This window comes from Brevibacillus sp. HB2.2, assembly GCF_013284275.1.
Classification (GTDB): domain Bacteria; phylum Bacillota; class Bacilli; order Brevibacillales; family Brevibacillaceae; genus Brevibacillus; species Brevibacillus brevis_D.
Window position 1 is genome coordinate 1 of the sequence record NZ_JABSUV010000028.1, and the last position, 14,541, is coordinate 14,541.

The 14,541-nt window shown below is 49.5% G+C and carries 10 protein-coding genes; 1 reads left to right on the forward strand and 9 read right to left on the reverse strand.

From position 1 onward, the window contains the following. Positions 1-30: 30 nt before the first annotated feature. The 6 genes from pruA to HP401_RS31170 all read right to left on the reverse strand — a co-directional run bounded on the left by pruA (position 31) and on the right by HP401_RS31170 (position 9,396). On the reverse strand, positions 31-1,578 hold the full coding sequence (pruA, locus tag HP401_RS31145; RefSeq protein ID WP_012684430.1) for an L-glutamate gamma-semialdehyde dehydrogenase: 1,548 nt from the start codon (positions 1,576-1,578) through the stop codon (positions 31-33). A gap of 261 nt (positions 1,579-1,839) precedes the next feature. Next, positions 1,840-2,907, reverse strand: coding sequence for a CamS family sex pheromone protein (locus HP401_RS31150; protein WP_012684429.1), 1,068 nt, complete (start codon positions 2,905-2,907; stop codon positions 1,840-1,842). Positions 2,908-2,948: 41 nt separating this feature from the next. Then, positions 2,949-3,875 (reverse strand): WD40/YVTN/BNR-like repeat-containing protein, encoded by a 927-nt coding sequence (locus HP401_RS31155; protein ID WP_173606237.1) that lies wholly within the window; start codon positions 3,873-3,875, stop codon positions 2,949-2,951. Between the two features lie 20 nt (positions 3,876-3,895). Then, a complete protein-coding gene (gene ligA, locus HP401_RS31160; RefSeq protein ID WP_172141804.1) occupies positions 3,896-5,911 on the reverse strand; it encodes an NAD-dependent DNA ligase LigA in 2,016 nt (671 codons plus the stop codon). Between the two features lie 234 nt (positions 5,912-6,145). Beyond that, on the reverse strand, positions 6,146-8,494 hold the full coding sequence (pcrA, locus tag HP401_RS31165; protein ID WP_173606238.1) for a DNA helicase PcrA: 2,349 nt from the start codon (positions 8,492-8,494) through the stop codon (positions 6,146-6,148). A gap of 101 nt (positions 8,495-8,595) precedes the next feature. After that, positions 8,596-9,396: a VanW family protein gene (locus tag HP401_RS31170; RefSeq protein ID WP_173606239.1), complete on the reverse strand. Its 801-nt coding sequence runs from the start codon at positions 9,394-9,396 to the stop codon at positions 8,596-8,598. Between the two features lie 193 nt (positions 9,397-9,589). Between HP401_RS31170 and HP401_RS31175 the strand changes: the two genes are divergently transcribed. Beyond that, complete coding sequence (locus HP401_RS31175; protein ID WP_173606240.1) at positions 9,590-10,639, forward strand: DUF418 domain-containing protein; 1,050 nt, start codon at positions 9,590-9,592, stop codon at positions 10,637-10,639. Between the two features lie 167 nt (positions 10,640-10,806). On the opposite strand, the gene mglC is transcribed toward HP401_RS31175, so the two are convergent. From mglC to HP401_RS31190, 3 genes are all read right to left on the reverse strand, one after another. Continuing rightward, positions 10,807-11,826, reverse strand: coding sequence for a galactose/methyl galactoside ABC transporter permease MglC (gene mglC / locus HP401_RS31180; RefSeq protein WP_173606241.1), 1,020 nt, complete (start codon positions 11,824-11,826; stop codon positions 10,807-10,809). A gap of 18 nt (positions 11,827-11,844) precedes the next feature. Further along, on the reverse strand, positions 11,845-13,362 hold the full coding sequence (locus tag HP401_RS31185; RefSeq protein ID WP_173606242.1) for a sugar ABC transporter ATP-binding protein: 1,518 nt from the start codon (positions 13,360-13,362) through the stop codon (positions 11,845-11,847). A gap of 82 nt (positions 13,363-13,444) precedes the next feature. Then, positions 13,445-14,491 carry a galactose ABC transporter substrate-binding protein gene (locus HP401_RS31190; protein ID WP_173606243.1) on the reverse strand — a complete coding sequence of 349 codons (1,047 nt, stop codon included), beginning with the start codon at positions 14,489-14,491 and terminating at the stop codon, positions 13,445-13,447. Positions 14,492-14,541 lie beyond the last annotated feature (50 nt).

The following is a 14,541-nucleotide window of genomic DNA, read 5'->3' on the forward strand; positions in this document are numbered from 1 at the left end:
GTAAAGGAGGCAGCTTTTTTATTGTGTAGCTTACAGTTTTTCAGAAACCATTTTTGCTTGTGTGAAGAGCAGGAGGTAGTCTGGTCCACCCGCTTTGGAGTCAGTACCGGACATGTTGAAGCCTCCGAATGGATGTACACCTACCAAAGCGCCTGTGCACTTGCGGTTGAAGTACAGGTTACCTACGTGGAACTCTTCGCGAGCGCGCTCCAGGTTCTCACGGTTGCGGCTGATGACAGCGCCAGTCAAGCCGTACTCAGTGTTGTTCGCAATTTCCATTGCATGATCGAAATCGTTGGCTTTGCAGAATGCTACCACTGGGCCAAAGATCTCTTCTTGCATGATGCGAGCTTGTGGATCTACATCTGCAAATACAGTTGGCATGATGAAGTAGCCGGATTCTGGACCTTTTTCGCCACCTGCAACCAGTTTGCCTTCTGTTTTACCAATCTCGATGTACTCGAGGATTTTGTTGTATGCTTTCTCGTCAACCACAGGACCTGTGTAGAAATCGTTGGTTCTGATGTCGCCCACAGTCAGTTGTTTGGTCAGCTCTACTACGCGGCCCAGTACTTGGTCGTACACGTCTTGGTGAACGATAGCACGGGAGCAAGCGGAACATTTTTGACCGGAGAAACCGAATGCAGAAGCCACGATGGACTGTGCAGCCAACTCGATATCGCAGTCGTTATCAACAACGATGGAGTCTTTACCGCCCATTTCAGCAACCAGACGCTTCATCCATTTTTGACCTGGACGATGTTTCGCAGCCAGTTCGTTGATACGAAGACCTACGTCACGGGAACCTGTGAAGCTGATGAAACGAGTCAGGTTGTGCTCTACGAGGTAATCTCCGATTTGGCTACCGGAACCTGGTACGAAGTTTACAACACCAGCAGGTACGCCAGCGTCTTCGAGAATCTCCATGAATTTCGCAGCGATTACTGGAGTGGTAGAAGCAGGCTTCAATACGACTGTGTTACCCGCTACGAGAGCTGCTGTCGTCATACCAACCATGATCGCAAGAGGGAAGTTCCAAGGCGGGATAACGATACCTACACCAAGTGGAACGTAGTACAATTCGTTGTCTTCATCAGGGATACGAGGCAGATCATGGCGCTGGGACAGCTTATCCATTTGGCGGCCATAGTATTCCATGAAGTCGATTGCTTCTGCTGTGTCAGCGTCAGCCTCTGCCCAGCTTTTTCCTGCTTCTTTTACGAGCCAAGCAGAGAACTCATGCTTACGGCGACGCATGATTGCTGCTGCTTTATACAGATAGCGGGAACGCGCTTGTGCAGGCACCTTTTTCCATGTTTCGAAAGTGCTAGCAGCTGTTTGGATCGCTTTCTCAGCCAGTGCTTGATCAGCCTGGGAAACAACGCCCACTACTTGTTCTTTATTAGAAGGGTTGAAGGAGTTGGATTTCTTTTCAGTTGTGATGCGTTCTCCGCCGATGATAAGCGGATACTCAAGGCCAAGCTCACTTTCTACCTTAGCGAGAGCTTCTTCAAATGCCTTTTTATTTTCTGGCAGACTAAAATTGGTAAACGCCTCGTTTTTGAATTCCACTTGCATCTTGTGACGCCTCCTTATCGATATCTTCCATGTTCGGATCACTCATAAAACATATGCAAGGATCATACCAACAAAACCATTTAAGGCTCGACTCTATTAGTGTTTGCATTTTTGCAGAAAAATCACCGACAAGATTCAAGAAGTATCTCGAACACTTTTGTGCACACACCGTTCAACATTTCACACATTTGTTCAACCCGTTATTTTTTGTGTACAAAAAAAAACACCCGACCTGATCATTCGGGTGTTTTATGCTTTTCCTTATTGTCTGTATATATGCATATACGGCTCTCCACTTGTCGGTCGAATGTAGATCGACAATGGTTTGTTCATCGACTGTACATACAGGTTGACGTGAACGCTTTTGTCGAAGAGCTGATTGATGCTTCCTGCTGCAAATTGCGTAAACTGCAATGCCTCTGTTCTGGAGTCATACTCTGCAGTGGCGGTAATCGTAATCTCAGTGAGCTTGCCGTCCATGAAACGTCCCAAACCAGTCATTCCGATATATTCAGGGAAATAGCCCTTGGATTGACGCATGAGCTTGTCGTACTGCAACGACTGCTCTGGGTATTTCTGTTCAACCTCTGAACTCGGGAACAGGAAATATTCCTCTTCGATCGGCAGCCACTTGGATATTGTTGCTTCATTCGCCCCTACTGTTCCTGACATGATGAAGTGCCCCGGCACCAGAGTAGAATTCACTTCCGGTACTTGATACATCAAAATCAGGATCGGAACTTCCGGATTGGTTGCACGTACAGACTGCACGATACGAGCTGCAACCTGCTGACCTTTTGCTTGTAGTTCTTGTGCCGTGTACACCTTGTCCTGACCGGTTGCATCCTGATAATTCGGCGAAAGCGACAAGCCCAACACCATACCAGCAAGGCTCTTATCCTTCTTGCTCAGATAATCATGCTCCAATACGTGCACGAGAATTCCGTTTTTCTTTTTCCCGTTGGCCCCAGCCGTCTTTTCCTGTGCAATCCACTGGGTAACTTGCTCTTTTTTTATCACTTGACCTTCTTGGAAATAATAATCGGACGTCGGGTATGTCTCCCGAGCAAACTCCATCAAGCCTAATTCAAGGTGACTGAAATCGACGCGATATTTCGTATCAGCAAGCATTCCTCGTGTCTGGTTTTGCTTGTACGGGGTAATGCTTCCGTAGTAATCCTCGGATACTTCCACTACCTCCGACAAGGACGGTGTAGTAGGCTCAGGAGCTTTGTCCTTGCCCCCAGGTATCAGCGAGCAGCCAGTCAATGCCATCACAAGAAGTACAGCTGTCAAGAACCTGCATCCTGCCAAAAACTTCACTTTCATAGATTACTCCTTTTCGTATCCAAAGGTGGGCGATGTACAAATCATTCGTTCCACTTGATCCATCGATTGTCTTCGAGCTTGTAGATCAATGCCGATTCGCCAATTCCCACCCATTTTGTATCCTCGCCACCTGAAGCAATGACAATCAGCTTTTCTGGTGAACGAGCATCCAGCAAACGCCATTCGCCCTTGATTTTCTCATAGATACCTTTTTCGGTTGCGACAGCGAGAGTACCAGTTCGTCTGTTAATAGCGAGCGAATAGATCTGCTGTACTCCGGGAATCTCCTCTGTCTTCCACTGCCCCTCTTCATTATAGAGCAAGCTGAATTGGGCCGCTACATAGAGTCGGTCTTGTTCGGGATCAAAGTCCATGGCAAATACTTCCTGGTCCATTGGCTGCCACAGACTCCAAGATTGGGCCCCGTCTGTCGATTGATAAATGCCTTCACCCGAGACAAAGGCAAACAGACGTACTTCGTCTCCTCGGCGATTCCCCACAAAGCTGGTGATATTCGCTGGCTCTGGTAACCCCTTGTTGACTGAAGTCCACTTTTTACCACCATCTGTTGAATGAAGAACCCCATCAATTCCACCGACAAATATTCGCTTCGGATCATCCGGGTCCACAAACCATCCTTCAATCGCATACTGCTCTAAATCTGTCGAGAGAGATCCCCACGTTCCACCGCCAGTTGAGCTATACAATCCAGCATTCGTACCAACCCATACTTGACGAGCGTCATCGGTCATCATCAGATTGTGAATCGTTGCTCCCAGTTCCAATACGTCCTGATAGGTCAAGTTCCCTTGTAGAGCAGCAGCTGTAACTGTTGGAGGATTCGCATTGATTTCTTTACTGCCAGTACTGCTGTTATTTCCACAGCCAACCAATTGCAGCATGGCTACTACACCGATTCCCCATTTCAGGAAGCTATTCATGCTCTTCACGTCCCTTCCCTTACTCATCCGTTGTCGCCACCGTTTTCTTAGGCGTTGCTCTCCAATACTTGCAGGAAGCCTGCTTCGTCCATAACAGCCACGCCTAGTTTTTCTGCCTTCTCCAGCTTGGATCCGGCTTTTTCACCTGCAATCACCAGGTCTGTCTTTTTGCTGACGCTGCCTGTTACCTTGCCACCCAAGCGCGCAATCGCTTCCTCTGCTTCCTGCCGCGACATTTGCGTCAAGGTACCAGTCAAAACGATTGTTTTGCCTGAGAATGGGAGGTCTGCGCCACTCTCAATGCGGATTCCTTTGTACTCCATGTTTACTCCGGCCGCTCGCAGTCTCTCAATAACTGCCTGAGCCTGCGGCTGTGCGAAGTAGTTCACGAGACTCGCAGCCATTTTCGGCCCGATCTCATCGATTTGTGTAATCTCTTCTTCAGAAGCCTGCATAATGGTATCGATATTACCAAAATGCTCCGCAAGAACACGTGCCGCCTTGGCTCCGACCAAACGAATGCCAAGACCGAACAATACGCGCTCCAGCGAGTTCTCCTTGCTTGCTTCAATAGCCGCAAGCAAATTATCTACGGACTTTTCACCCATGCGCTCCATGCCCAATAGAGCATCGCGCTGCTGGTGCAAATAATACAAGTCAGCGACACTGTGGATGATACCGTCGCGATACAGCTGGGCCACGACCTTTTCTCCCAAGCCGTCAATGTTCATAGCCGTACGGGACACGAAATGAATCATGCCTTCACGGATTAGGGCCGGACACATTGGATTGATGCAGCGCAGAGCCACTTCTTCCTCCAAGCGTACCAGCTCACTCCCGCATTCAGGACAATGCGTTGGCATGGCAAATGGCACTTCATTTCCTGTACGACGCTCTGGCAAGACTGCGATAATTTCCGGGATAATGTCCCCCGCTTTTTTGACGACAACATGATCGCCGATAAGGAGGCCTTTTTCCCGAATAATGTCTTCGTTGTGCAAGGAAGCACGCTTCACGGTCGTACCTGCCAAACTGACTGGCTTCAATAAAGCAGTCGGGGTGACATTCCCTGTACGCCCCACAGATACTTCAATCCCTTCGAGAATCGTAACCGCTTCTTCGGCAGGGAACTTGTATGCGATGGCCCAACGCGGACTTTTCGCAGTAAAACCAAGCTCCTCCTGCTGAGCGTAACTGTCGACCTTGATCACCATGCCATCGATTTCATAAGGCAAATGAGGACGCTTTTCTGTCCAGCCCGCAATAAAAGCGAGCAGTTCATCGACGTCGTCAAATACACGTCGCTCCTGATTGACCATGAAGCCGAGCGTCTCCAGCAAGTCAAGCCCTTCACTGTGCGATTCCACTGTTTCCCCTTGCAAATCGCCAATGCCGTAAATAAACGTATCGAGTTGACGGGATGCAGCAATTTTTGGATCAAGCTGACGGAGTGAGCCTGCTGCGGAATTGCGCGGGTTGGCAAATAGGGCTTCTCCACGCTCCTCGCGTTCCTTGTTCAGCTTTTCAAATGCTCCCTTGGACATGTAAGCCTCACCGCGAACCTCAAGGGTTAACGGCTTCGTCAGCCGCAAAGGAATGGAACGAATCGTTTTCAGGTTTTGTGTGATGTCTTCGCCTGTTGTTCCGTCTCCACGAGTAGCTCCGCGGACGAACAGCCCATTTTCATAATGTAGCGATACGGCCAGACCATCAATTTTCAGTTCAGCTACATATCGGACAGCCTGACTGCCAACGGCCTGACGCACCCGGCGGTCAAAATCCCTGATGTCCTCCTCATTAAAGGCGTTGCCAAGACTGAGCATCGGTGTCTTATGAACGACCTTTTCAAAGAAGGGCAGCGGTTCTCCCCCTACACGCAAGGAAGGAGAATCAGGTGACTGCAAATCAGGAAAGCTGGTTTCAAGCTCCCTTAGCTCCCGCATCAATTGATCGTATTCCTGGTCAGAAATCTCAGGTCGATCCTCTTCATGGTAAAGACGATTATGTCGCTCAATTCGTTTCGCTAATTCTTTAATTTTTGTTTCCGCCGTCAATCGATCCATTTCGTTCATCCTTTCATACTCATACCTGTTCAAAAAGTTGGCTTTTCAGCACCGAGATAATGGCGAGAACCGCACGAAGGAGGAGCGGAGTGTAGGTACCTACATGAGCACCGGACTTCGAAGGTGAACGCCATTATCGATGCGAATAAGCTTCCCGGATTGCTTCGTGATCAAAAGACGACTTTTTGAACTACCTTTTTGCGATTGGCCTGTATTTGCATTTGTATTTGCACATTATCCTTTTTGAATAGGGGCGAACTTCGCTAAAAGCTTTTTAATGCCAGTCGGGCTTGGGAAAGCAATGTCGAGCTCCATGTCGTCGCCTGTTCCTTTTACTTTGACGACCGTACCGTTGCCCCATTTGCCATGTGCCACTCTATCGCCAACCTTCCAATCAATACTTGCTCCTTGACCGTGTCCAGGCAGTTTTTCACCCGCCGGACGAGTAAACGTAGCAGGTGTGCTGCTTGCGGTCCGTTGACCCGTGCCAAATTTCGGAGCAGAGCCTGCTTGTGAGGAAGGCGCTCCAAACGGTTTCGCTCCCGTGTCACGTCCGAATGCACTGCCATCCCGCTGTCCAAATGCACTACTGCGTCCACCGCCAGAAAAGCCTCGGTCCGCTGTCGCTGGATTTCCTTCCAACAGCTCAGCCGGAATTTCTTGCAGGAAGCGAGACGGCGCATTCACATTCGTCCGTCCAAACAACGTCCGCATACGGGCACATGTCATGTACAGACGCTCCTCTGCCCGTGTAATTCCCACGTAAGCCAGACGGCGTTCTTCCTCCATCTCGGCATCGTCAAACAAAGAGCGGCTATGCGGGAAGACACCTTCCTCGCAACCTACCAGAAACACCACAGGGAACTCCAGTCCCTTGGCGCTGTGCAAGGTCATTAATACAACCTGTCCCTCTGCCGATACTTCCTCCTGGGCACCGTCATCTCCCAAGGAATCGATGTCTGCTACCAGCGCGAGGTCTGTCAGGAACGCAAGCAAGCTCTTGTCTTCATTTTTGCGCTCGAACTCCTGGGTTACAGACAGGAACTCCTCGATATTCTCCAGACGTGCCTGTGCTTCCAGCGTTTTCTCCTCTTTTAAAGAATCGCGGTATCCAGAGCGCTTCAGCACTTCTTCCACCAGTTCTGTCACACTCAAGTAATCGGTCATTTGCATCAAATTCGAGATAAGATCATTAAAGGACAGGATAGCATTCGTCGTGCGCGAAGGCAGCCCCATGTAAGCCGTCTCCTGAATCGCTTGGAAAAGGGACTGACCATTTGCGTTCGCATACGCTTGTAGCTTGTCTACTGTCGTATCCCCGATATTTCGCTTCGGTACATTGATAATGCGCTGCAAGCTGATATCGTCATCCGGATTGGAGATGAGACGCAAATAAGCCAAGATGTCCTTGATCTCTTTGCGATCGTAGAACTTGGTTCCGCCGACGATGGTGTACGGCATGTTCGATTTGATGAAAACTTCCTCGACCACACGAGACTGTGCATTCGTCCGATACAGGATCGCGAATTTGTCGTAGCTCTTGTACTGTGCCATCTGCTTGCGAATCGTATCGACGATAAAGTACGCCTCGTCGTGCTCGGAATCACCCTGGAAGCACATGATCTTGTCGCCGCCAGGATTCTCTGTCCAGAGTTTCTTTTCTTTGCGCAACTTGTTGTTGGCAATGACTTGGTTCGCTGCCTGCAAAATCGTTTTGGTGGAGCGATAGTTTTGCTCGAGCTTGATGAGCTTGGCTTCGGGATAGTCTTTTTCAAAGTTTAAAATGATCGAGATATCGGCACCGCGCCATTTATAAATACTTTGGTCAGCATCCCCCACGCAGCAAACATTTCGGTGCTTGTCTGCCAGCATGGAAATCAAAAGGTATTGCGCCCGGTTTGTATCCTGATACTCGTCAACGTGTATATAGCGGAATTTCTTTTGATAAAACTCCAATACTTCCGGCACTTCTTTAAACAGACGAACTGTCGTCATGATCAGATCGTCGAAGTCCAGCGATTGATTGTTTCTCAGCTTTTTCTGATAGGCCGTGTAAACCTTTGCTGCCACTTGTGCAAATGGATCGCCCGCAAGACGCGTATAGGTTTCTGGATCGGTCAGCTCGTTTTTCGCTCCGCTGATCGCAGCCAAAATCGAACGCGGCTCATACTGCTTCGGATCGATGTTCAACTCTTTTAAACATTGCTTGACGACAGACAACTGGTCACCCGCATCCAAAATGGAAAAGCTGCGATTGATGCCGAGTCGGTCGATATCCCTGCGCAAAATCCGCACACACAAGGAGTGAAACGTCGACAGCCATGCATCCTGCGCTGCCGCTCCGCCAATAATGGCAGCCACACGGTTTTGCATCTCCCGCGCTGCTTTGTTGGTGAAGGTGATCGCCAAAATGCTCCAAGGCGCTACCTGCTTGGCACTGATCAGATATGCGATACGCTGTGTCAGTACCTTAGTCTTGCCGCTACCCGCACCGGCCAAAATCAAGACGGGACCTTCTGTTGTAAGGACTGCTTCCCGCTGCTCGGGGTTTAGTCCAGCTGTGATACGATCTGCAAAAGACATATGTATAAATCCACCTTTCCACGTTCCCTAGACGAAAGCATATGTTCCTATTTTCGCACAGATCGCAGTGGAGTTCCAGTTCGTATCCCGAACAGGAAACATCATCCTTTCGGTAGCAATGGCTCGTACATCAAATAAGCCCGATTCTCCGTCAGCCATTCTTGCTCCACCCGTTCTCCTTCCAGCGTGTAGACATCTCGATACAATTCATTTTTCCGTTCATACCCTCCCCAAATCGAAGGAAGGATCTCATGTTCTTTCTCGATAATGACGTACGTCCGTGTCGGTGGCATGTCGGAACGCCATTCCCCTACCAAATGTGTATCGGTCAGGTAGACATGCAGTTGAAAGGGCTGTTGCGTCCGGTTGGCGATTTGCAAATCCAGATAGTTATAGAAACAAGTCGCTCCACTCCCAAACGGCTGTGTCCGATGCGAATCAGGAAAAACATCGAAGCTATGACGATGTCGTTCCGTCACTGTCAACGGTGTATGAAGGGTCATCCAGTACAGCAGATTCGAGAGCTGACAAAGCCCTCCGCCAACTCCGGCCGTGACGCGTCCCTGCGAGAGCAGCATCCCCTCTACATAGCCTTTGCTACGGGTCGGCTTGCCAATCTGCTTCCAATACGAAAAGGTTTCCCCCGGATGGATGATCAATCCGTTCAGTCGTGCAATGGCCAGCCTCAAATTGATCACTTTGTTATGCTGCATCCACATTTCCACGTTCTGCAATGGGCGTAACAAAATCGTTTGATGAGAATAATGGACATAGCGCAACCATTCGCTTCTTTTCTCATGAGCGAACCTCGTTCGACCAAATGTCCATTGTACATACCTTTTCCAACGAAAATAGGCCATGCCCGCTGCCAGACGCCACTTTCCCCGTGCGATTGGTTTCATTGCGCACCCCAACTTCCTGATTATTACAATAGACGCAGGAATTTGAGATGAAGTTGCGGTCGAATACGGGAGCCCCCTCACTTCTTACACTTTTGTAAGCGAGACGTAAGCAAATGCCATGTCCCTCCATCCCCGGTTGAGCTAGGATAGGAGAAGTGCGCGATCGGGCGACCAACAACAAGAGAAGGAAGTGATGGGATTGAAAGAAAACGCACCTACGTTGAACCAACGAATTGATACATTAGATACTGTACGGGGCTTCGCCTTGATGGGCATTCTCCTCGTCAACATCGTGGCATTGCTGTATGCGCAAACACCTGAGCTAGGAAGTATAGACCACTGGCTGTTCCAGTTTTTCAATTTCTTTGTGGAATCTCGCTTCTTCGTAATCTTCTCCTTCTTGTTTGGCGTAGGCTTCTATATTTTCATCAGTCGAGCAAAAGAAAAAGGGGCCAATAGCACCGTTTTGTTCATTCGGCGTCTGATTGCCCTACTCGCTCTTGGCTTTGTGCATAAAATGTTTCACCCTGGTGAAGCACTTTTCATCTACGCTATTTTCGGCTTCATCTTACTGCCCTTTTATCGATTGAAGGCGCGAACCAATCTGATCATCGGCCTTATTCTGTCTATCCTTGTCTGCTCTATTGGCTTTAAAGCGCTTTTGGTGCTTCCCTTATTTATTTTGGGACTCGCTGTCGGGCAATACGGGGTCTTTCAAGATATTCCGAAATTTTTACCCGTGATTAAAAAAGTGCAGGGCGTGACCTTCGTCCTTTCGTTAATCGGCTTGTTTATCCAATACCGACTGACTCCAGCTGATCTGGCAATGAGTGGCGCGAATCTGGTTGTAGACGATACCCTGTCAGAAGAAGCCCTCCAGCAGTTGATGAACTACACGATTGCCTTGACCTCCACTGGTCTTGTCATGGCTGCCTTTTACACGACGACCCTGATTCGGCTGCTGCAAAATAAAACCGTCCAGACCATCCTCTCTCCGCTGACCAGCTATGGGCGCATGGCATTGACAAACTACGTCGGACAAACCGTATTAATCCTTGTGGGAGGCTATGTGTTCGATTGGTTTGGCAATCTCGGCTACCTGCAAACGACACTGATCTGCCTCGGTATCTACGTGGTGCAAATGGTAGTAAGCGTACTCTGGCTGTCTGTCTTCCGCATGGGGCCACTTGAGTGGGTCTGGCGATTATTTACGTATATGAAAATCACACCGTTGCGAAAATAAACAATCAGAGACCCCAGAAAAAGCTGCCTTGGTTGACAGCTGATCCGGGGTCTCTTTTTTATAATATCGGAAAGTGTAAACTTCTTCGGGTTTCCTCCCGATATTACGGAAAACATTCCGACAATACGCGGTCGCTCATCCATGAGCAAGCCTCGAAAAAGGTTTTCTTATTTTTTCGCCAAGTATTTACGAATGTCAAAAGCAACGGCTGCCACAATGATGAGTCCTTTGATAATGAGCTGCCAATACGGGCTGACTCCAATAAACGTAAGACCGTAGTTGATGACGCCAAAAATAAGGACACCCGCAAGCACACCTGGAACGGTACCAATTCCGCCAGACGTCGAGACTCCTCCTACCACACAGGCTGCAATGGCGTCCAGCTCGTACATGTTACCGTAGTTGTTCGTCGCCCCCCCTGTCCGGGCTGCCTCCAAAACACCACCGAGTCCATACAGGGCACCCGCAATGGCATAGATCATCATGAGGTTGAAAGCGACGTTGATCCCGGAAACAGTGGCGGCCTGCATGTTGCCTCCGATGGCGTACATGTTTTTACCCAGCCGTGTTTTGTTGAAAATCACCCAGACGATGAACGCAACCATGATCGCAATGATGACGATATACGGAATCGAATACGGGCCACTCGGGCCGATGTACCCCGTCCCAAGCTGATTGAAGTCACTCCGCAATCCAGCTATTGGCTGAGATTGATTGGGCTCCCTGTCAAAATAGATGGAGTTGAACCCGTATACAATGACCATCATGCCCAGCGTGGCGATAAAAGGGGGCACACTAAAACGAGACACAATAATGCCGTTGATCAGGCCAACCAGCAAGCCCGCAGCAATTGCAATGAGAATAGGGATAAGCAACGGCAAATCGGGTAAATCCGGGAAAAACCTCCGCGGATAGTCTTGAGTTTGCAGCATCGAGGCGGAGATGACAGCCGTCAATCCGACCACTCGCCCCGCGGAAAGATCCGTTCCGCCTGTAATAAGAACAAACGCAGCACCCAACGCAATAATGGCGCGAGTGGAGGATTGCATCAAAATATCCCGAAGCGTTGTAATGGAAAGAAAATTGGGATCGTAAATCGCAATACCCGCTATCAACAAAACCAAAACGATATAGATGGCATTTTGCGTAACAAAGCTTTGCACCTGTTTAGCAGACAACGAAGACATGCCTATTCCCCTCCTTTCTCATGCTAGATGCTTGGTAGCCAGCCGCATGATCTCTTCTTCGGTTGCCGTTGTCCCTGACAAAAAACCGGAGAGCTTACCCTCACACATGACCATGATTCGATCTGACATGCCAAGCAACTCTGGCATTTCCGAAGAAATCATGATGATGCCTTTTCCCTGACTCGCCAGCTCCGCTATGATGGTGTAGATTTCGTATTTGGCGCCGACATCGACTCCACGCGTAGGTTCGTCCAGCAATAAAATATCTGGATCAGTCAAAAGCCACCGCGCTAGCAGAACCTTTTGCTGATTGCCTCCTGACAGGTTTTTGATCATTGCTTTCATAGAGGGAGTCTTGACACGGAGCATCTCGATGCTTCGGCTGACATCTGCCCTACGCTTGCGCTCATTGAGGAGCAGAAAAGGTGTTTGGTAACTGGCCAAATTCGCGATGACCGTATTTTCCAGAATCGATAAGACAGGAATGATGCCGGTGACTCGCCGCTCCTCCGTCAAGAGCGCCATTTTGTACTTCTTCGCATCCTTCGGTGATTTGATCCGTACCTCCTGACCGTTGATCGACACTTTTCCTGCCGACACTGCGCGCAGTCCAAACAATGCCTCAATCAGCTCTGTTCGTTGTGCACCCACGAGACCGCCTACGCCTAAGATTTCGCCTTTGCGCAATTCAAACGACACGTGCTGAAAAGACTGGGAAAACGGGGAGGTCAATCCCTCTACCTTCAAAATTGGTTCCCCGGGTGTATTGGAGCGACTCGGGAAACGCTGCGTCAGGTCCCGTCCGACCATTTTGGAGATGATCAGGTCTGTCGTCAGCTCAGCTGCCCGCCATGTACCGATGAGCTTGCCGTCGCGCATGATCGTCACGTCATCCGCAATCCGTAAAATTTCTTCCATCTTGTGTGAAATATAGATGATGGCGACACCTCTGCTCTTCAGTTCACCGATGATCGCAAATAGCTGCTCCACCTCGTTTCCCGTCAGTGACGACGTCGGTTCGTCCATAATAATCACTTTCGATTGGTAGGAGACCGCTTTGGCAATTTCAAGCGACTGTACCTTGGATACAGACAAGTCACGGACTACAGCGTGCGGATTTAGGTCCATTCCCAGATCAGCAAACAGCTTTTCCGTATCCGAAAGCATTTTTTTCTCATCCACAAACGGAAAAGGACCGATTCGTTTAACCGGAAAACGTCCTAGCCATATGTTTTCCATGACATTGCGAAAGGGCACCGGATGCAGCTCTTGATGAATCATGGAGATGCCGTGCGCTAGCGCGTCCTTTGAGCAGCTCATCGTCACCTGCTCATTGTTTAAGACGATTTCTCCCGCATCTGGCCGATAAATTCCGAAGAGACACTTCATCAGGGTCGATTTGCCTGCACCATTCTCTCCCATCAGTGCATGGACTGTTCCGGGCCGGACTTTTAGCGTGACATCATCGAGTGCCTTGACCCCTGGAAATTCTTTATGAATGTGGTTCATTTCCAACAAAAACACCTGCTGGGCCATGGAATGCCCTCCTCTGTGCAAAATCATCCCCATCATCGAAACAGGAGAGTCGGATTCGTCTCTTCACCGACTCTCCTGCTTCTTATTTCGCGTCGTTCATGTTCTCCTTGGTGATTTTTTTGTAAGGCACCCACACGTACTTGCCGTCCGTAATGTCAAAGCCTGTGGAATCTTTTGTTGGCGTTTCCCCTTTGGCCAAAGACGCCGCGATGCTAAGCGTTGCTTTTCCCTGGTTGTTCGCATCGTTGAGAACCGTTCCGAGCAAGGTTCCCGCTTCCAGCTCCTTCAATGCAGGCGCTGTGGCATCCACGCCAACAACGGGCATGTACTTACCATTCGCGAAATAGCCAGATGCCTTCAGCGCTTCAATTGCCCCCAGTGCCATATCGTCGTTGTTGGCAAGAACTGCTTCGATCTTGTCACCGGAAGCTGCAAGGAAGGCTGCCATTTTTTCCTGCCCTTTTACGCGATCCCACATGGCCGTATCTTCCGCGACCTTCTCTACTTTAATCCCTGCGTCTTCAATCGCCTTCACCGAAAACTTCGTCCGCAGCTCAGCATCCTGATGCCCTGGCTCGCCTTTTAACATGACGTATTGGAGGACACCATCCTTGTTTTTATCTGCTTCCGGGTTTGCCTTCCAGTAATCGACGATCAGCTGCCCCGAGATCGTGCCGGATTCCTCCGCTTTTGCTCCCACGTAATAGACCTTATCCCACTTCTGCATATCCTCTGGCATCGGCTCACGGTTGAAAAAGACGACAGGGATATTGGCCTGCTTCGCCTTGTCGATAAGGACGCCAGCAGCTGTGCGATCCACCGGATTGATGGCGAGGGCATTCACCTTTTTGTTAATGAACAAATCCACTTTGTCATTTTGCGTAGGCTGAGCATTTTGGCTGTCTACAATGTCCACTTCCGCTTTGCCCTCCGCTGCTTTTGAAATCGCATTGCGTACTCCCGTCATGAACGTATCATCGAACTTGTAAATGGCGATCCCGATTTTGGGATTCCCCGCAGGAGCCGCCCCTCCCCCCGACGCTGCTGGCTGCGAACCGCCTGACTGTGAGCATCCAACCACCGAGAGTGTAACAGCGGCCACCAGTGTAGTAGCAATCAGCTTTTTCATTCGATAATCCCCCTTTATCCCCTATGTTTACATCTGATATATACCAAATG

Coding starts and splice junctions, on each gene's coding strand:
- pcrA (WP_173606238.1), bottom strand. CDS start 8,494: ATGTCTTTTGCAGATCGTATCACAGCTGGACTAAACCCCGAGCAGCGG.
- HP401_RS31150 (WP_012684429.1), bottom strand. CDS start 2,907: ATGAAAGTGAAGTTTTTGGCAGGATGCAGGTTCTTGACAGCTGTACTT.
- HP401_RS31170 (WP_173606239.1), bottom strand. CDS start 9,396: ATGAAACCAATCGCACGGGGAAAGTGGCGTCTGGCAGCGGGCATGGCC.
- ligA (WP_172141804.1), bottom strand. CDS start 5,911: ATGGATCGATTGACGGCGGAAACAAAAATTAAAGAATTAGCGAAACGA.
- pruA (WP_012684430.1), bottom strand. CDS start 1,578: ATGCAAGTGGAATTCAAAAACGAGGCGTTTACCAATTTTAGTCTGCCA.
- HP401_RS31175 (WP_173606240.1), top strand. CDS start 9,590: ATGGGATTGAAAGAAAACGCACCTACGTTGAACCAACGAATTGATACA.
- HP401_RS31190 (WP_173606243.1), bottom strand. CDS start 14,491: ATGAAAAAGCTGATTGCTACTACACTGGTGGCCGCTGTTACACTCTCG.
- HP401_RS31185 (WP_173606242.1), bottom strand. CDS start 13,362: ATGGCCCAGCAGGTGTTTTTGTTGGAAATGAACCACATTCATAAAGAA.
- mglC (WP_173606241.1), bottom strand. CDS start 11,826: ATGTCTTCGTTGTCTGCTAAACAGGTGCAAAGCTTTGTTACGCAAAAT.
- HP401_RS31155 (WP_173606237.1), bottom strand. CDS start 3,875: ATGAGTAAGGGAAGGGACGTGAAGAGCATGAATAGCTTCCTGAAATGG.